The organism is Nostoc sp. ChiQUE01b, from assembly GCF_034531255.1.
In the GTDB taxonomy this organism is placed as follows: domain Bacteria; phylum Cyanobacteriota; class Cyanobacteriia; order Cyanobacteriales; family Nostocaceae; genus Nostoc.
In genome coordinates, this window is the sequence record NZ_JAVRBM010000001.1 from 197,236 (window position 1) to 215,383 (window position 18,148).

The 18,148-nt window shown below is 43.2% G+C and carries 15 protein-coding genes; 7 read left to right on the top strand and 8 right to left on the bottom strand.

Annotated features, from left to right (window positions below; all coding sequences use genetic code 11):
• Positions 1-25: 25 nt before the first annotated feature.
• The 4 genes from RMY63_RS00865 (at position 26) to RMY63_RS00880 (ending at position 2,726) form a co-directional block, all read left to right on the top strand.
• Positions 26-1,441: a phosphoglucomutase/phosphomannomutase family protein gene (locus tag RMY63_RS00865; protein WP_322726873.1), complete on the top strand. Its 1,416-nt coding sequence runs from the start codon at positions 26-28 to the stop codon at positions 1,439-1,441.
• Between the two features lie 397 nt (positions 1,442-1,838).
• Positions 1,839-2,114 carry a LapA family protein gene (locus tag RMY63_RS00870; protein WP_322650706.1) on the top strand — a complete coding sequence of 92 codons (276 nt, stop codon included), beginning with the start codon at positions 1,839-1,841 and terminating at the stop codon, positions 2,112-2,114.
• Between the two features lie 84 nt (positions 2,115-2,198).
• Positions 2,199-2,408: a BrnT family toxin gene (locus tag RMY63_RS00875; protein WP_322726874.1), complete on the top strand. Its 210-nt coding sequence runs from the start codon at positions 2,199-2,201 to the stop codon at positions 2,406-2,408.
• Between the two features lie 60 nt (positions 2,409-2,468).
• Positions 2,469-2,726 carry a BrnA antitoxin family protein gene (locus RMY63_RS00880; protein ID WP_322726875.1) on the top strand — a complete coding sequence of 86 codons (258 nt, stop codon included), beginning with the start codon at positions 2,469-2,471 and terminating at the stop codon, positions 2,724-2,726.
• Positions 2,727-2,844: 118 nt separating this feature from the next.
• Here RMY63_RS00880 and RMY63_RS00885 read toward each other — a convergent pair whose 3' ends face one another.
• The 3 genes from RMY63_RS00885 to RMY63_RS00895 all read right to left on the bottom strand — a co-directional run bounded on the left by RMY63_RS00885 (position 2,845) and on the right by RMY63_RS00895 (position 6,610).
• Positions 2,845-3,063 (bottom strand): hypothetical protein, encoded by a 219-nt coding sequence (locus RMY63_RS00885; RefSeq protein ID WP_322726876.1) that lies wholly within the window; start codon positions 3,061-3,063, stop codon positions 2,845-2,847.
• 294 nt (positions 3,064-3,357) lie between these two features.
• Positions 3,358-5,622, bottom strand: coding sequence for a cation:proton antiporter (locus tag RMY63_RS00890; RefSeq protein WP_322726877.1), 2,265 nt, complete (start codon positions 5,620-5,622; stop codon positions 3,358-3,360).
• Positions 5,623-5,791: 169 nt separating this feature from the next.
• Positions 5,792-6,610 carry a class I SAM-dependent methyltransferase gene (locus RMY63_RS00895; RefSeq protein ID WP_322726878.1) on the bottom strand — a complete coding sequence of 273 codons (819 nt, stop codon included), beginning with the start codon at positions 6,608-6,610 and terminating at the stop codon, positions 5,792-5,794.
• Between the two features lie 6 nt (positions 6,611-6,616).
• On the opposite strand from RMY63_RS00895, the gene RMY63_RS00900 reads away from it, so the two are divergent.
• A complete protein-coding gene (locus tag RMY63_RS00900; RefSeq protein ID WP_322726879.1) occupies positions 6,617-6,931 on the top strand; it encodes a hypothetical protein in 315 nt (104 codons plus the stop codon).
• On the opposite strand, the gene RMY63_RS00905 is transcribed toward RMY63_RS00900, so the two are convergent.
• From RMY63_RS00905 to RMY63_RS00925, 5 genes are all read right to left on the bottom strand, one after another.
• Positions 6,888-7,979 (bottom strand): GUN4 domain-containing protein, encoded by a 1,092-nt coding sequence (locus RMY63_RS00905; RefSeq protein WP_322726880.1) that lies wholly within the window; start codon positions 7,977-7,979, stop codon positions 6,888-6,890. The genes RMY63_RS00900 and RMY63_RS00905 overlap by 44 nt on opposite strands.
• Positions 7,980-8,201: 222 nt before the next feature.
• Positions 8,202-9,566 (bottom strand): hypothetical protein, encoded by a 1,365-nt coding sequence (locus RMY63_RS00910; RefSeq protein WP_322726881.1) that lies wholly within the window; start codon positions 9,564-9,566, stop codon positions 8,202-8,204.
• Positions 9,567-9,768: 202 nt separating this feature from the next.
• Entirely contained in the window at positions 9,769-11,385 is a 1,617-nt protein-coding gene (locus tag RMY63_RS00915; RefSeq protein ID WP_322726882.1) for a CHAT domain-containing protein, read from the bottom strand.
• Positions 11,386-11,401: 16 nt separating this feature from the next.
• Complete coding sequence (locus RMY63_RS00920; protein ID WP_322726883.1) at positions 11,402-12,835, bottom strand: lipase/acyltransferase domain-containing protein; 1,434 nt, start codon at positions 12,833-12,835, stop codon at positions 11,402-11,404.
• A gap of 260 nt (positions 12,836-13,095) precedes the next feature.
• Positions 13,096-15,273: a caspase family protein gene (locus tag RMY63_RS00925; RefSeq protein WP_322726884.1), complete on the bottom strand. Its 2,178-nt coding sequence runs from the start codon at positions 15,271-15,273 to the stop codon at positions 13,096-13,098.
• Between the two features lie 704 nt (positions 15,274-15,977).
• Between RMY63_RS00925 and ada the strand changes: the two genes are divergently transcribed.
• Both ada and RMY63_RS00935 read left to right on the top strand, forming a co-directional pair.
• Positions 15,978-17,090: a bifunctional DNA-binding transcriptional regulator/O6-methylguanine-DNA methyltransferase Ada gene (gene ada, locus RMY63_RS00930; protein WP_322726885.1), complete on the top strand. Its 1,113-nt coding sequence runs from the start codon at positions 15,978-15,980 to the stop codon at positions 17,088-17,090.
• Between the two features lie 234 nt (positions 17,091-17,324).
• Positions 17,325-18,032 (top strand): DNA-3-methyladenine glycosylase 2 family protein, encoded by a 708-nt coding sequence (locus RMY63_RS00935; RefSeq protein WP_322726886.1) that lies wholly within the window; start codon positions 17,325-17,327, stop codon positions 18,030-18,032.
• Positions 18,033-18,148 lie beyond the last annotated feature (116 nt).

The window sequence follows — 18,148 nt, forward strand, 5'->3', positions numbered from 1 at the left end:
TAATGTACCGGAGCAAGTGGCAAAAATGTCTAGCAAGATAAAATTTGGTACCGATGGATGGCGAGGGATTATTGCCGATGACTTTACTTTCCCCAATGTGAGAAAAGTAACAAGGGCAATCGCCACTTACTTAGAAACAGCCTACACAAAAGATAGACCAGTACTTATTGCCTACGATACTCGCTTTTTAGCTGACCAGTTTGCCCAAACAGCGGCCCAAGTATTAGCAGACTTGGGTTGGACTGTAAAAATTACCGAGCGGGATTGTCCCACACCAGTAATTGCCTACAACGCCCGTCACCTAAATTCAGCTGGGGCGTTAATGTTTACTGCTAGCCATAATCCAGCACCCTACTGTGGAATTAAATATATACCCGATTATGCTGGGCCTGCCACTCCAGAGATTACTGATACTATTGTGGCAAATATAGAAGGTGCATCGGATGAGTTGCCTGGGAGCAACCCATCTGGTTCAATTTCAATTTTCGATCCGAAACCAGATTACCTGCAATTTATCTACACTCTACTTGATGTAGAAAAGATCAAAAGCGCTAATTTAAAGGTAAAGTACGATGCTTTGTATTCTACCTCTCGCGGTTATTTAGATGAAGTTTTGCAACATAGTGGCGTTCAGTTAGAAAGTTTCCACAATTGGAGGGATGTTTTATTTGGGGGTGGGATGCCAGAACCCAAAGGAGAACAGTTAGTTGAGTTAGTGGAAGCAGTAGTTCACGACCAAGCAGATTTGGGCTTGGCAACGGATGGAGATAGCGATCGCTTTGGTATCGTTGATGAACAAGGAAACGTCCTCACTCCGAATACTGTGCTGCTACTTCTGGCACGTCATTTAATCAAAAACAAAGGTAAAACAGGCGCAATAGTCCGTACTGTCGCTACAACCCACCTGCTGGATAATTTCGCTGCTAAAAATGGGCTGCAAATTTACGAAACAGCAGTTGGTTTTAAATACATCGGCGAAAAAATGCGCGAAACTGCCGTGTTAATTGGTGGAGAGGAATCAGGCGGTTTGAGTATTATTGGACATATTCCCGAAAAAGACGGGGTGTTAGCCGATATGCTGGTGGCAGAAGCGATCGCTTATGAAGGCAAACCCCTGAGTCAGCTGGTTAAGGAGGCGATCGCCGAGGCGGATGGCCCACTTTACAACAACCGCCTAGACTTGCACCTCACAGAGGCGCACAAAACCGCCGTCATCGACTCCTTTACTAAAAATCCACCTACAGAGGTAGCAGGAATTAAAGTCAAGGAAGTGGGGCGTAAAGACGGTATTAAGCTGTATTTAGAAGAAGGTAGCTGGGTTTTATTGCGTCCTTCCGGTACAGAACCACTGGTACGCGTCTACCTAGAAACTAACACTCCCGAAAAACTCACCCAAATCGCCCAAGAGTTACAGAGTGCCATTGCTAAACTAGAGGCATAAGGATTAGAAGTTAAGAGTTATGAATTAGGAGTTAAGAGTTGTAAATTAGCAATTCTTAACTCCTGATTTCTAATTTCGATCAAAATGTGAATTACAGCAGTTTTCATGTATTTCAACCATATCTGTCGTAGGGGCACAGTGTTGCTCATGGGTGTCAACTTAAGCTAAAACTCCTTTTCAAACCTCGTTTCCAGCAAGAGGCTGGAAATACTTGTCATTGGGCTGCTGCTGCGAGTAAGGGAGGCTCCGCCTCGCGTTAGGCATTCCCAGTCAGAGATTGGGAACCAGACAACCAGACAAACGCTGTGCCCTCACCTCGTCGTATATTTAGCTGAAAATAGTTGTAATAACTCCAAACTTCTAACTCCTCACTCCTAACTCCTAACTTCGTCAAAGTATGAAAATCGCTCCTTTTTTGACATCTCTAGTTGTAGCGGTTTGGGTAATCGCGATCGCAATTATTTCAGTCCAAAATGCTACACCCGTATCGTTAAAATTCTTAACATTCCAATCGATTCAGATACCAATGGGTTTAGTGCTAGCTTTTAGTGCCGTTGTCGGGTTAATTGGCATGGCACTACTGCAACCTCTGTGGGGACTTGCTGGTATTGGGCAAGGTAATTCTCGATTGGAAGACGATGCGGAATTTTTTGTTGATGATGAAGATTTTTAAGGTTTGAAAAAAACACAATAAAATTACACCAGTTAAGTAATCTTCATCTGCTAATATGCACAAATGTACATATGATAGATTGAGATGGCGTATCAGTGGGATAAGGATAAGGCAGCAGCTAATCTTCGCAAGCATGGTGTTGACTTTGCTGATGCAGTAACCGTGTTTTCTGACGATTTGGCAATTACCATCACAGACGAACGTTTTGATGAAGAGAGATTTATCACTATTGGGATAGATGCTTTCAGTCGAGTTTTAGTAGTTGTGTATACATGGCGCAATGATGAGATTTGATTGATTTCTGCCCGCCAAGCTACGCGCTATGAACAAAAGCAGTATGAGGAGGGATAAGTTATGGAAGCTGAGTATGATTTTAGCCAGGGGAAGCGGGGAGCGATTGAATCAACACCAGCAGGCAAAACTCGAATTACAATTCGCCTAGATGATCAAGTACTAGCATGGTTTCGTGACCAAGTTCATGCAGCAGGTGGGGGAAATTACCAAACTTTGATTAACGATGCCTTGCGTGAGTACATTCAGCAGCGCCGTGAACCGTTAGAAGAGATATTACGGCGAGTATTGCGAGAGGAACTTGAGCGCATCGGAAAATGAGGTGAAAGAGCGATTGCTATTATTTCAGAGCGCTTGTAAGCCTCACACTACATAAAAAAAGCTTGCAAACGCAGGCTTTTTTGAAATATTTTAAGAGAGCGATCGCACTTTTAGAAAATTAAAACGTCCATTCGTGGTCTGGATCATCTAAAGCGGCGCGAACAGAAGCTAAGTTAGCAAGGTCTTTGAAAGGGCTTGATTTAGCAATTTCTGTGATTGAGTTTAAGGTAAGGGCTAGTTGTTCATTATTGCCGGATGCGATCGCATTATCAACGACAGCAAACAAAGCGCGAAAGTTTTCTGCACGTTCATCAAAAGAGCGATCTAGATACACCATCAGCAAATCTCGCTGGGCGTTAATCTTGGTAATTGTTTCTTTTTCCCAAGCGTCGATTTCTCATCTTTTTGTCTTTTCTTGTTCAGCAATTATTTTATATTCAGTATAAGCTGAAGCAACTGCGTCAATACATTGTGTTTTTTCCAAAGCTGCTATTTCACGCCTTTTAGTCTGTTCTTGCTCTCCAATTTGCTTATACAGCGTTTTTCAAGTAATTGAACCACACCACGCCCTACTCCCTCATCCTCCTCATCTCAATTGTGGTCTAAATACCTGAAAACTGCTGTAAAACGACTATGGGGTAGTAATTACCGCTACTGGGCAATGGGCCTTACTCAGAATTGCATCGACTCTATGACCGAAGAAAACGCGACCCGTAACCATTCGGATATTACTCCCTAGAATAATTAGGTCAACTTCCTGGGTTTGGGCAAACTTGAGGATTTCCTTTTCTGGGCTGCTTCCTTGAAGAATATAAGTTTTAACATCAGCACCCAGATTGCGGCCAATTTCTGCTTGCTGTTCGAGCATATCGTGAGCAATTTCCTTGACTGGAGCTAGCGATCGCTGTTCGTAAAGAATATACTCAACCTGTGGCAAATTAATCACGTTAACGATCGTTACTAGTGCCCCGGTTTGGGCTGCGATCGTACTTGCCATCTCTACAGCATTTTTACTATATTCTGTCCCCACCGTTGGCACTAAAATCTTTTTCAGCTGTTGTTGAGCGATTTTGCAAATCTCGCCTTTGGATTGGGGTAAGTGCGACTTTACCACCATTGTTGCACAAGGCGCTTCTTGGACAACCCGATCGACAAGCAAATTAAATAATGCTTTCTGGGGACTTATCTGTTCGGAAGCTCCCAGTACAATCAAGTCATAGTTTTTGTTCGCTTCATTCAGAATTACCTCCGCTTTATTACGCCCAGACTCTGTTTTTGTTTGCAGGGTGGTATCAGCAGGTAGTTGCATTTCCTCAGTCACAGCAGCCAGAGCTTGCTCGGCAGCTGTGTCTTTAACCTGGGTTGCCGCCATCCGGCGTGCTCTGCTTTGAGGTTGCTTATCACTCAGAGCATATAGAGATGTAACTTCTATCGAGTTTTGGTGAGCCATGTAACCGACTAGTTGCGCTGCAAGTTGGATGTTGGGGCCACCACTAGTGGGTATTAAGACACGATGAATCTGCTTGATAAAACTGCGGCTATCCTGTTCTTCTTGTTCCAAACGTCGAGCTTCCTCTTCACCCATAACCACCTTCGACAAACACCAGCGCAAAAGGGGTGGAGCCATTAGGGAAGTGACGATCGCTACCATGACAATAATCGAGTACATCTGGGGATTCAGCACTCCCAAAGATAAACCAATGGTGGCAACGACAATTTCCATCGCTCCGCGAGCATTCATCCCGGAACCCATCGCCAAACCTTCCCAATGACTCAATCCGCCCGCACGAGAACCAAGGTAAGCACCTGTAAATTTGCCAACACAGGCGACAGCAAGAACAATCAAGCCAAATATCAATGTTTGAGGGACTAACAGAGCTAGCAAGTTAACTTTCAAACCCGCTGAAGCAAAGAAAATTGGTGCTAGAAAGCTTGCTGTGAAGACTTCTAACATGTGTCCAGCTTCATTGCTAAAGCGACGGGATTGACCGGATAGAATCCCCAGGACGAAAGCACCTAATGCTGCTTCTAGACCTAATGCGTGGGTAAGTGCTGCTGCCGAGAGCGAAAGAATCAGCACAACTGATATACTAGCGGCGATACCACCAACGTAGTCATCAACCCAGCGCAATATCTGGTCTACAATGGTACGCCCAATTGTGAAGGCGATCGCTAGAAACAATATAGCCGCACTCACAGAATGGAAAATTGTCCCAAGGTCAAATTTGCCGCTACTAGCTAAACCTGAAACCACAGAAAGTAAAATCCAGCCGATGGTGTCGTCAGTCATCCCAGCAGCTAAGGTAACTTGACCAATGTCACGGCGAATCAGGTTTAAGTCCATCAGCACCTTCGCAATCACTGGTACTGCCGAAATACTCATTGCTGTGGCGATGAACAGACTAAATACCAATCGCTTTTCTGGGTCGGCTAAAAAATTATCTGGCAATAGCCAGCCCAATCCTAATCCGGTGATAAACGGGACAATAATTCCGCCCAGTGAAATCAAAAGAGCCGTTTTACCCTTACGAAGAATCAGCTTTAAATCCGTCTCCAGCCCAGTCACAATCAGCAAAAATAACACGCCTAACCAAGAAATCACCGAAAGTAAATTAGACTGTTCTTGACTTTTGGGAAAGATGTGCGCCTGTAAGTCTGGAAGGATTAAACCAAATAGAGAAGGGCCAAGCAGCACACCCGCCAGTAATTCTCCAACAACAGGCGGTAGGTTAATCCGGCGCATCAACTCACCTAATCCCCGCGCTACTAAAAGCAATAGTGACAGTTGCACCAGCAGCAACAGCAGCTCGTGATGACCGAGAGGTTTTATTAAACCGTCACCTGCTGCTTTCTGTGCAGCGATTACAGGCACTAATATCAGGGACAGGTTTTGCATAATGTCCAAAGGTTGGATTACAAATTTTTAAAGGGGCTGTTCAAGTAAATCCTGAAAATGTTTACTTCCACATCGGTCTAGGAGGTTAAACGATCATTGTGATTATTAATGGCTAGATTATCATGAGCGATCGCCCGAAGCTGTAAGTTCAGCAGCAAAGCTGATTAACTTATTTTCGAGCGCGAACAAAGAACTTTGTCGTATCTTCCCAAATACCTTGATCGGTTGCTAGTTTCTCAATTTCTGCTTTGTACTCAACTTGCAACTGATTTAATTGTTCTGGTGATAATTTTGACAACAACGGATTACCTTTAAAATTTATATTAATTGCTGTCCCAGATAATTTATTATCCCTAAGAGGGCGATAACGTCCTGATGGTTCAATCTTAATTTCGATATCTCTAAAACCCGCTTGATTGAGCAAATTGCGACATTTTTCTAGAGTCCCAAGTGGTTCAAGGATATGTGGTAGCGATACACCCAAAACTCTAGCGCAGATTCTCTGCTGAAGAGATGCCATATAAGCAGTTTCTGGAGGACAGGTAAATGCCACAAACCCTCCTGTTTTCAAGATGCGATACCACTTTTGCAAAATAGTAAGAATATCAGGAAAAAGTACGATCGCCTCACAGCAAAAGACAACATCGAAACTATCATTGCTCAAGTTGAAATATTCTGCATCTGTCTCAATCAACTCGATGTTTTGTAATCTGGCTGCGGCAATTTTAAGTCTTGCTTGATGCAACATTCCAGGGGTCATATCAATCCCAATTACATAGCCCTCTGAACCAACTTTTTCAGCAGCAGGAATTGCAACTAAACCTGTTCCAGTCGCCACATCAAGAATTTTCTGTCCCGAATGTAAAGAAACAAATTCTAGTAGAAGCTTGGCTTCTAGAGGATGGCGAGTACCTTCCTCATGGTCATAAGTCGTTCTACTACCATAAAATTCTCTTAGTTGCTGCTTATAACTATCCTGATCGGTCATAATCAAATGTCAAATTTTCTCCACTTTATAGTAACTCTTGTAGTGATATTGAGTTGCTCGCTGCTGAACCCAACTCTGACAGCACAAGCCGCGACTGGTGCGATGTCTACGACGGGCTACGCCTACGGCGAGTACATCTTTCTGACACCGGGACATCTGCTGAATCTACCACCTGCTCCCCCATTGGATGTTTTCAAAAATCCCTATCGCGGCTTGTCACCGTTTGAAGAAGAACACTGCAACCTGTTCTTTGGCAGAAACGCCTTAACGCTAATGTTTAATCAAAGCGGGCAAACAGATAGCCAAGTCGCCAGCGTTTAAACTTTCCTGGATCGCCCCATCCTCCCCAAGGTAAATGTCCTTTCGGAGCTTTAAGGCTAAAGAGCACACTATTGTAATCTCGCCATTTGTAATCTTCTTTACGATCTACAGTGTATTTCATTCGCCATCCTACACAGTCACCAAAAGCGCGAAATGTTTTCACACCTGAATGGGGATTGCCATCAATTTCTTTACTCTTCCAAATTTGATTTTGAACACTAAACCCAAAATGGCTATTGCTATGGGTTATCCACAAGTTATCAATACTTTTTAAATCCTCGGACGGGAATTTTTGGATATCTTCTACATCCAGGTATTGTTTAGCTTCACACTCAGCAATCCTCAGCATGATAGTAAACGTTTCTTGATCGGCTTCCTTCCAACGTCCCGTTTTTAAAAGGTTTTCCAATCTAGTGTAGTCATGAGTCAGTCTTTTCCTCTTTAAAACTGGCTTCAAATGTTCTTCAATCCTGCGACTTTCGCCAACTACATCAACTGGTATTAATTTCCGATCGCCTATTGTATTCTTATGTATAGCAGTTTGAATAGCAACACAACCTAGCTCGTAGGCAAATTCAACCGACTTTCCTGCCCCAAGAGCATCATAAAAGCCAACGGCAAATGCGATCGCTGCATCATCTCGAATCTCCTGGTTCATGCCAATGACATAATTAATGTGCTGAACAATTGCATCTGCTTGCACCTCAGAATAGCAAGCATTTAACAATACACATTCAACACTGTTAGCAAAAAGCTTAAATAAGCTCGATAACGCTTCGGCACTAACAAATTTTGGTAGACCAGCTATATCTTCCAGAACTAGCCCTGATTGTCCTTCTCCATGACCGCAGAAATGAACAATCTGAGGTTCAATGTCAAGTAAAGCGCGTTGGATGTCAATCGGACGGGCAGCAACCCTGATTTCCAGTTTAAACTGCTCGCGAAAACGCGATCGCCGAATCGCTTCTTCAACATCCCGTATTTCCTGCTCCAAGCGTAATCGAGAGGTAGCAGGAGGGTTAGCGGCAATAATTAAAATTTTTTTCATTTTTTATTTAGGATTATTAAGGATTTGGCGCAGCCTCAGAAATAAATGATACGATGGAATTTTGGGCTAATTAGTTTTGATTAGCGCATCTGTGCAAAAACCAGGAAACCCTCTTTTCCCCTGCTCCCTGCCGTCTTAATGATAAGTCTTCAACCGAACATGATATAAGACAAGATGAAGGCGATCGCTCTCTACTTTACCAGGATCAAATAACTGTTGCTTTTACTGCTTTGCTCCTGGAAGATTACTCAAGCTACGACTGGCAACATCAGCACTGAGTCCCCAGAGAATCAATCCTAAATAATCGGCAAAAGGTCTAGCACCGAAGGTTGTGCCGTTCTCTATATAAAGAGAGCTGATACCCATAGCTGATAAGCCAACAAGCAAAGTTAGAGATAGTAGCGGACGCACCACCCAAAAAGTTGCCTCAGCGCGAACTTGATCGGACACACCAGAAAGATTAATTAAAAGCTGTTGGAATTTACCTAATAGACTGGATGTAGTCTTCGGTTCTCCAGTCGGTTGGTTTATGCGATCGGTTGCTGTTAGAGCTTCCTCTAGGGATCTTTTATAGGCTTCAACCCCTGAGTCTTCAGCGCCTCTGGGACTAACGCTGTCTAAATCTGAACTGATTTCCTCTAATAGCTCTTTGGCTTTATTATCTTCTTTTTGAGCGATATACAACCGAGCTTTGCGAATCTTCACTGTATATTCATCAACATCTGTGGGAAAGGTAGTTGCTTGCTGATTGAGTTGATCCTCTAATGCTTGCAGCTTGATTAGGGTTTCGAGGCGATCGCGAATTGTTTGCACTTGAGTTGGTACTACATCCAATCGTTCCCGGACTACAAACGTGCGAACTTCAGTTACCATACCCGCTAACAACTGTTTGTTTTCGTCTTCTAGTTTTGCGCCTGCAATATCTGCTTGCAAACGGTAGACTTCTTCGAGTGCATTTGCTTGTGGCTCACCGCGTTCTTGCATATATTTGAAAAGTCGGCCCAAAATCACACCAAATAACAAAACAATCAGTGGAAATACAGGGCCGTTGCGAACACTTAAGTTAATTGGCAAAGAGAGGCGATCGCGGCGATTTTGGAGAGTCAGAAAAACTGCTCCACTATACTGATCGGGAGGTATTACAGAACGTTTAAGGATGAGTGGGATGCTGATAATCTGATTGGCAGGTAGGGATTTAATATCAACAGAAAGAGAAATAGCTTGGTTATTAAGTTGGTAGCCTGTAAAGTCACCTTCTACAACTACTGCTGTATTGAGGATGCTAACAGGAACCTGAGTAGAATTATCAAATCGAAGCTCGCGTTGGTCGATATATGCACTGGCAGGTAATAGCAGCCGAGCTAAAGCGCAGTCTACCCATCCTCCACAGTTAACTAGCTGAAGGCGGATTTGCTCTGTTCCCTTTAATGGCATCAATTCTGGGATTGCATTAGGCTTTGTTGTTTGAGGTACTACTGCTGTTGCAGGGTTTTGTCCATTCACTTCAGGCACAGACTCTGTTTGTGCCAAGACCGGTGCTTGCAGTAGAACAAGAGGTAAAAGCATTGCAGGGAGCCATTGTTTCATCTATCTAACCTTCTCGTTAATACGTTAATACCAATGCAAGCTGTGAGCGTAGGTAGACGCGCAGATGCTTATTGTCACTGCCCTTGCTGCACAGGTCAAGCTCTGTAAATATTAGGTTGAATAAGTGATACTGACATCACTTATTTGGTTAATTTGTTCAATATCAGTTCACGTTATTAATTAAGGTCAATGCAAAAAGTCTTCATGAAGCGGCATCCGTTGCTTGAATTTGCCAAAGCCTGATTTCCAGGTCATCACCGCCACTAGCCAGAAGATTGCCATTTGGGCTAAAAGCGACAGTACGAACTTCACCCAAATGTCCAGCGAAGGTTTGAAGAATCTTTCCAGTTTGTAAATCCCAAATCTTCACAGTGTAATCCGCACTGGCACTAGCAATTTTTTTACCATCTGGACTAATGGCAATACACCAAACCCGACCTGCATGACCTTCAAGGATATGGGGTATCTTCTTCGTTCCAGTTGTTAAATCCCAAAGTTTGATTGTTCTATCTGCTCCGCCACTTACCAATGTTTGACAATCAGGACTAATTGCCAGCGATAAGACCTCACTCAAATGGGCGTGGGCGATGATATGGTGTGGCTGATTAGAGTTCTGATTTAATTGCCAAACTTTAATCGTGCTATTGACGCTACCACTTACCAAGACTTGTCCATCTTCACTGAAACTAAGGGAAATCACTGGGCTGCTATGTGCTTGGAATGTGCGTATCCATTCGCCAGTATCCAAACGCCATAATGATACTTTGCCATGCTCTGCCCCAGTTGCAAAAATTGGATGTTGGGGGTCTGGGCTAACGGGTAGGGAATGAACAAGGGTAATGGGTTTGGAAGACGCGCGGATGGTATAACGGCAGTCTCCAGTTTTTTTGGCTGTTAGTTGATTTTTATCCCAAGCTTTGACGTTAGCATCTGCACTGCAACTAAGCAGTAGTTGTCCATCAGGGCTGATGCCAACGCCCTTAACTCTATCTCGATGACCTGTGAGTAAATGTAAAAGTTGCCCTGTTTCTACATCCCATAATCTGACTGTTTTATCGTTACTACTACTCAATATTGTTTTGCTATCGGGACTAAAAGCCAGAGAACGAATCCAGTCTGAATGACCAATCAAGGGTTCAAGTTGAGATTTGTTGATAGACACGGAAGGACTTGCAGATGTAACAATAACATTGAGATTTTCTTTTTTCTTCAGTACGGGAATCAAGTGGTCGGGAGAGAGTAGAGTTTGCCTATCTTCAGGAGACTGAATTGGAATGAGCTTACGACTTGGAGTGGAAGAAGAAAACTCCAGAGCAATTGAGTTGCACCCTAGCTTATAGGCAACTTCAATAGATTTTCCAGCCCCAACGCTATCATAAAATCCTATGGAAAAGGCGATCGCAGCTTCATCCCCAATTTCGCGGTTCATGCCAATCACATAGTTAATATACTGGATAAGTGCGTCTGCTTGGACTTCAGAGTAACAGGCGTTCAGCAGAATACACTCTACAGTGTCCGAGAATTGTTCAAATAGTTCTGAAAGTGCATCACTTTTGACAAAATGCTCATTGCCATCATCATCCTCTAACACCAATCCACCTTTTCCACTGCCATGTCCACAAAAATGAACAATTTGTGGTTCCACTTCCAGCATGGCGCGTCTTAAGTCAATGGGGCGGACTGCTCCCCGGACTTCGATGTCAAATCGATCGCGGTTTAGCGATCGCCTCAGTCCTTCTCGAATATCTCGGATCTCTCGATCCAAATCAAGAACTGAGGTTCCTTTGGGATTAGATGCCAGGATCAAAATTCGTTTCATGCTGGATTGCCTACGTCTACCGAACAACTTCAAACAGATCGTGAACAGGAGTTGGGGCTTGATCGCTTGAGTTTTCTGTTTGCACTCTCACTCGGTAAAGTCCAGGTTGCAAGCCATCGATTGTCAATATCCAGTCACGTTCTCGTTGCCCAAAGTCAAGATTCACAGCAGGTTGCTCCTGGGAAACTGATGTGATTTGTGCTTGAAGTTTTCCAAATGATATCGGCCCCGTTACTCTTGCTTGAATGCTTACAGGTTCATTGGGTAAATACAAATCATCTAAACTCAGACTAATAGCTGCTTGGGGAGCTTTAACTGCTGCTAAGTCGAACTGGCTCAATCCTAGACAGTTGAGTAGATTTTCTAGCACTTGTTTTTGATTTTGTAATGCCCCGTGCTGTTCAGCAATGAACAAGTTATCAAAGTTCTGCGATCGCTCGATGGGGATAGCCGAAACTTGCGGAACCGTACCGTCACCGTAACTTAAGTCAAATCGATTTTGAAGTACAGCTGGCAAATCTTCACTTGCTGTCAGCTTGCCGTTTTCAAGAATCGCAGATTGCAAGGTTGGTTGCTCCACACCAACGATCGGCACGACAGTAAACGACTGGCGGTACTCCTCGATATTGAGATGTTGTTTGACAGCAGCTTCAATTTCTCGATGAAACGCTAGAGCATCTTGCGCTTTACCTTTATCAATGTTAGGGAGTGCGTCAGCTTCCGCAATACGTTTATAGCTTTCGCCAATTTTAACTACTTCGTAAATGGGTAGCAGTTGGTAAATGGAAGTGAGCGATCGCATTACCTCTGTCAGATCCAGAAATTGCTGCTTGTAGCCATTTGCCAAAAAGTTTACGGCTTTGAGAGAACCGCGATAGGGCGTACCAAAGGTGAATAAGGCACGAGAATCACGCCAACCTTCTAAGACTTCTAGGTAATAGCGAGAGACTAAACCTCCCATACTATGAGCCATCAAAATCACTTTAGCGTCAGCAGAACCACTAGCTTCACGCCAACGTTTTAGACGCTTATCGATCAGTTTTTTCAAGATATGTGCATTGGGCCGACTATCTCGCCGCCAGTCGTAGGGAAACTGATAGAAGTTGGCGGCTTTATCGTCTGGATCGTTATAGATATCGCCGGGAGTAACGTTAAAGTTGTCGGTAATCAAGCGTGAAGTTTGAGTGTAACCGTCAATTTTCCAAAATCCCGGAATCAGATGGGTGTCTTGAATCAGTGAAGTTGCTCGAATGCCATCGCCTAAGCTTTCAGCATTTGCATCGTCCTGACCTAACTTTAGATTGTGGATTGTGTTACTGAAATTAGTCAGCACTTGCCAAATCGCCTGACCTGAGACTGCCCAAAGGTCTTTGCCATCTTTTTGTAAGACGCTTCCCAGAATGCCGGGAAGAATGACGATGATATCTTTCATGGGGGCTTTATTAGCCATAATTGTTCTCCTTTAAAGACAGGTCATCTCCAATTCGCAATTCGCAATGACGCTCGCAGACTCGCTAACGCTGCGCTAACGCAATTCGCAATTAAATACCCCATGCTTCAAAGCACGGGCTTGAATAGGGACGCATTATTTCTCGTGCTTCGCATCTCGAAATAAATCTTTTTTCTTATCCATAAATAAATTTAGGGGCTTGCATCCTTTTTTGCTTCGGTCAACCTCTCGCATCAAAAGTGCGTTAAAATACCGTTTAATTATTTGGTAACGGTCAAGCTTATCTGTTTTGTTGTCCACTCACGGCTGGGAGATGCGGCTACAGATAACTTTCTGGTAAGCGGTTGCTCCCGATTAATTGCCGCCAAGAGAGCATCTAGCGGATTCGCGGAGCGGGTTAATCCTTTAGCTTCAAGCTGTTCATCAAGTGAAGGTAGTTCTAACCAACGGAAGTTTGCTTGGTCAACGGTAGCAAAGACTTTCACAGTATCTTCACCTATCGAACCTGCTGGAAGTGCTACAACCTCTTTTTTGTCTGCATAAATTGTAACAAATCTTTCTCCTTTACCTGGGTAAATTTGCTGGACTGACCAATCAGAAGCAAGATCCAGAACAGCAACATTCAGGTCTTGCGAAGAAGTATTATGAATTGACAGGAATATATATTCACCTGATTTTACAGTGGGGTTACTGGGATCGACAAACTTTTTCAACTGAGATTTAGGTGGAATCTCATCTCCTTCCTCATAAATATCTGATGTTCCTAGCCACTCAATAGCTAGCTTACCTGCTAAAGGTGAAGCTTTATCTCTGTTATCTAACTCTGCTGTAGCATGGTATTTGGCTAGATGAACTAATCGTTTGGTGACAGTCGTAGCAGCATCAGAGTCACTTATTTTTACAGGAGCGATATTTTGATATGGATGTCCAGTACGATCGCATATCTCATATTCTCCTTTGTTATTAACAACAACTCGATAAGCAACTCCATCATCGTCATCTTTAGTTACTTTTTCTTCTGCTAACTCTACCCAACCATTACCATTTTTAGGAAGAGCTTGTTTGAGTGACTCCAAAGCCTTCGGTTGCTGTGTAAAAATTTCTGGCAGAAGTTTGTTAGCTGGTACTTTACCAGGTTCAGCCAAGTCTGCTTCTGTTGCTTGTTCTTGATTAAACAGGGAAACTTTGCGAACCAGATTAATTGAAGGAGAAATTAAAACAGCTTGATCTCCATCTTCAACTTTAAGCTCTTTGCCTTCAATAGGTTTAAATAGGCAGAGAGATTCAGTTGCTCCCCTTTGAATAATTGTAGCGATCGCAGTCCGATTTTCTTTATTTTTTAAATCAGTTACAGTCCGAGGATAGATCGCAAATTCTGCTCCTTTAGCAATACCATTTACCTGTCCTACCCCTAACTTTGCCTGTATTTCGCCTGTCTCTGGATCTTTCTCCACATTCAAAACTGGAACTGCATAAACAGTTTCAGCAAACTCATCACCAAAAATAATCCGATTTACCTCACCCATTGAGATCGGAGTTTGTTGTGGGAATTGACTATGGATTTTGGCATTAATGCGCTCAAACAAATCCTTATAAGTCTGTCCAGGGTTTTGTTGTCTTAAAGTATCTAGCAACCAATAGGTGAGCGCACCGTTTCGTTCTTTGGTTTTCTGATTAAATGCATACTCGTAAGCATACTCATTTTGACGACAGGCTGCTAAAAGCACATAATCTCTGGCTGCGCGTAGTCCAGAGGGTTTTAGTCCACGAGGCGTTTCTTCTGTAACCGATTGCCAAATTTCTGCTAGTGTTTCTACAGGTGCGACAAGTTCTTGACCAGGTTGCAGAGGTTTATCATCAATGCCCTCACCCCCTCGAATTTCTACATCTCCTCGCGTTGCACCCCCAGAGTGACAACAATCCAATACGACTGTAACTATTAGTTTTTGATCTACCAATTCCTTTAACAATTGTCTCAGGTCGAGATCGCGGAGATACTGTCCTTCTGAAGTGCCAATATCTGTAGGGACTAATCCTTCATCAATGCCATCATCACCTTTAATGGATGGGAAAACTGTCTTTGCCCGTCCACCGTGTCCAGAGTAGTGGATATATACCTGCGAACCTTCTGGAGCCATTTCCTTCAGCTTTCTGAAGGAATCGATCATATTCTGACGAGTAGGTAGTTTTTCTGGGGTTTCTTTCTCTAATGGTTTGCTTGGTTCGTTCGGGTCGTTAATAGAAGCTGTCAGCTTCAAAATCTGTTCTTTTGGAACTTTCCGCTCATCAATTAAAAAAGCTTCTACATGATTAATGTCTCGTACACATCCCCCAAGACTTTTGTAAAGACTACCATCAGGTAATCTGTTGGGCATATACGAGTCAATCCCGATTAATAGTGCGTACAAGTTTGCTGTTTGAGAAATTTCGTTAGCCATATAACTCCTTAATATTTCGATAAAAATTCCCAAATCATGCCAAAATACATCAAAGTATGCCAACTGAGTAGTTATAATTTTAGTCTTGTTTAAGTAAGTCGGTGCAAATAAAGCTAGCTAGTGAGGGTTGTCCTTTGTCATTTGTCCTTGGTCATTTGTAAAGGTTTTACGTGTATTTACATTTCGTAACCTAGTTAGGTTTTTTCTCACAATCAAATACGAGTCCTATAGTGTTATTAATGATTGATTGAGCAACGAGACAAAAATGCCTGAGAAGTCTAATGGTGTATTGATTTTGAAATGGCTAGCATTTGGCTAAAAATTGCTGGGAATAAATCTAGCCAGATGCTAGCTTTGTGTTTGAGCGATCGCAAAATGCTGAGAAATTTTTAATTCCCGAAGGGCGCGATCGCACTCACTATTTCCCAGTCAACAGTTAACAGTGCTGTGATCGCAACTACTGGGAAAAATTCTTAGACTCTGCGATCGCACGTACCAAGCAACATTTGTACATGATTTTCATCGAGTAGTGAACACCTGTTTAGCAAGTTTTTACATTAAAAAACTGAGATAATCAACTTTGATCGCAACAATCAGATAGAAAATAGTTTATCTACACATTTAATCTAGTTTTATCTAAAGACAAAAACTAATAATAAACACTCTAAAGTGGGAAACTCTGCAATAGATTTCAGGAGATATGAATGCAATTACAACAGATACAAATTTTAGAAGAAACACTATGGGAAGCAGTTCTCAATCGAGACTTTGCTTTTGAAGGTAAGTTTTTCTATGGTGTTCGCTCTACAGGCATTTATTGCCGACCTATTTGCCCTAGTCGCAGACCGAATCGGAATCAAGTTTGTTTCTTTGAGTCGGTACAAGATGCTGAAATTGCAAGTTTTCGACCTTGTAAGCGCTGTCAGCCACAATCTGAAATAGTTCCAAATACAGCCAAAATCTTAGCAGTATGTCGATATATTGAAGCACAAGTTGACCACATTCCAACCCTCTCGGAATTATGCTCTCAGGTGGAAATGAGTCCTAGCTACCTGCAAAGAATATTTAAGAAAATAATTGGCGTATCGCCTTTTCAATATGCAGATGCGCTGCGTAGCCAACGACTGAAGCATCGTTTACAGTCGGGGGAAGAAATTGCTGATGCAGTTTACGATACGGGGTATGGTTCAAGTAGTCAACTTTATGAGAAAGCACCTAAACAACTGGGAATGACGCCAAAAACTTACCAACAAGCTGGAAAGACAATCAGCATTGTCTATACGATCGCTTCATGTCCACTAGGATATTTGCTTGTGGCAACAACAGAGAAGGGTATCTGCGCCGTAAAATTAGGCGATCAAGCAGACAAGCTTGAACATATTTTGAAGCAGGAATTTTACCAAGCGCAGATCGTGCGTGACGATCGCACACACAAAAACTGGATACAAGCAATCCTCGACTTTATTGCGGGAAGCGAGGCACATCTTGATTTACCACTTGATATCCGTGGCACAGCATTTCAGAAACAGGTTTGGCAAGCATTACAAGAAATTCCCTATGGCGAAACGCGCACCTATGCCGATATCGCTCGTAATCTTGCCAAACCCCAAGCAGTCCGTGCAGTGGGTAATGCTTGTGGCGCTAATCCGATCGCGCTGATTGTACCGTGTCATCGGGTACTGCGAAGTGATGGCAGTCTTGGTGGTTATCACTGGGGAATTGAGCGCAAACAAAAACTGCTTACACAAGAATCAGAGCGCTGCGCGCGGGACTGGGGATTAGGGACTGGGAACTGGGGATTGGGGACTAGGGACTAGGGATTGGGGAGGAAAGATTATTATTTCGACTTCAGAACTTGAAACTTGAGCATCATTACTCGGAACTTCAACTTTTGAACTCGAAACTTCGACCTCTGAACTCGGAACTTCGACCTCTGAACTCGGAACTTCGACCTCTGAACTCGAAACTTCGACCTCTGAACTCGAAACTTCAAGCTTAGAACTTCCTATTCCCCAGTCCCTAGTCCCTTTTTTGATCGCAATTTATCAAAGATGACATTGAAAGAAACAGCCGCTCAAACACCTAAATTAGAATCGCTGACTCAAGAAAGTCTTACCCGTGGTTTAATAGTGCTTGCCAACCTTGATAGCGATTTGGCTCGGATTTTAGAAACACTGGGGTCTCCACCGATGTGGCAAAGAGAACCGGGTTTTGCAACACTATTGTGCATAATTCTGGAACAGCAAGTTTCCGTAGCGGCTGCAAGGGCTGTATTTAAACGTCTATGTGAGGTTGTTGTAACTCTGACGCCAGAAAATTTTTTGACATTGGATGATGTTCAATTGAGAGGAATTGGATTCAGTCGACAAAAGATTCTATACTGTCGTGGATTGGCTCAGGCGATGCCGAAGGCGGGCTACGCCAACGCAACTGGTCAGCTTGACCTAACCAAGCTCCAAACAATGGACGAAACTACTATCAGAACTGAGTTAAAGCGTCTCAAAGGTATAGGAGACTGGACAGTTGATATTTACTTGCTAATGGCGCTGCAACGTCCTGATGTCTTTCCTAAAGGCGATTTAGCGATCGCGATCGCTTTCCAAAAACTCAAAAACTTGGCGACGCGTCCAACACCAGTGCAACTAGAAGCAATGACACAGCACTGGCGACCGTGGCGGGCCGTTGCTGCAAGACTTCTATGGCACTACTACTTGAGTAATGCCAATAGTAATATCATGTCCGCCAAATTCCCATCATAAAAGAACCCCACCCCGCAGGCGGGGCTACGGTGTACACACAAGTCTTTTAGAGTTGCAATGGGATTGTTTCGACTGACAATACGATTGTTTCGACTGACAATACGATTGTTTCGACT

Bases quoted from the DNA above. Each gene is read 5' to 3' on its own strand.
- RMY63_RS00915 (WP_322726882.1), bottom strand. From the start codon at position 11,385: ATGAAACGAATTTTGATCCTGGCATCTAATCCCAAAGGAACCTCAGTT.
- RMY63_RS00905 (WP_322726880.1), bottom strand. From the start codon at position 7,979: ATGAAAAAAATTTTAATTATTGCCGCTAACCCTCCTGCTACCTCTCGA.
- RMY63_RS00880 (WP_322726875.1), top strand. From the start codon at position 2,469: ATGGAAGCTGAGTATGATTTTAGCCAGGGGAAGCGGGGAGCGATTGAA.
- RMY63_RS00900 (WP_322726879.1), top strand. From the start codon at position 6,617: ATGTCAAATTTTCTCCACTTTATAGTAACTCTTGTAGTGATATTGAGT.
- RMY63_RS00875 (WP_322726874.1), top strand. From the start codon at position 2,199: ATGGCGTATCAGTGGGATAAGGATAAGGCAGCAGCTAATCTTCGCAAG.
- ada (WP_322726885.1), top strand. From the start codon at position 15,978: ATGCAATTACAACAGATACAAATTTTAGAAGAAACACTATGGGAAGCA.
- RMY63_RS00935 (WP_322726886.1), top strand. From the start codon at position 17,325: ATGACATTGAAAGAAACAGCCGCTCAAACACCTAAATTAGAATCGCTG.
- RMY63_RS00925 (WP_322726884.1), bottom strand. From the start codon at position 15,273: ATGGCTAACGAAATTTCTCAAACAGCAAACTTGTACGCACTATTAATC.
- RMY63_RS00890 (WP_322726877.1), bottom strand. From the start codon at position 5,622: ATGCAAAACCTGTCCCTGATATTAGTGCCTGTAATCGCTGCACAGAAA.
- RMY63_RS00910 (WP_322726881.1), bottom strand. From the start codon at position 9,566: ATGAAACAATGGCTCCCTGCAATGCTTTTACCTCTTGTTCTACTGCAA.
- RMY63_RS00885 (WP_322726876.1), bottom strand. From the start codon at position 3,063: ATGGTGTATCTAGATCGCTCTTTTGATGAACGTGCAGAAAACTTTCGC.
- RMY63_RS00920 (WP_322726883.1), bottom strand. From the start codon at position 12,835: ATGGCTAATAAAGCCCCCATGAAAGATATCATCGTCATTCTTCCCGGC.
- RMY63_RS00895 (WP_322726878.1), bottom strand. From the start codon at position 6,610: ATGACCGATCAGGATAGTTATAAGCAGCAACTAAGAGAATTTTATGGT.
- RMY63_RS00865 (WP_322726873.1), top strand. From the start codon at position 26: ATGTCTAGCAAGATAAAATTTGGTACCGATGGATGGCGAGGGATTATT.
- RMY63_RS00870 (WP_322650706.1), top strand. From the start codon at position 1,839: ATGAAAATCGCTCCTTTTTTGACATCTCTAGTTGTAGCGGTTTGGGTA.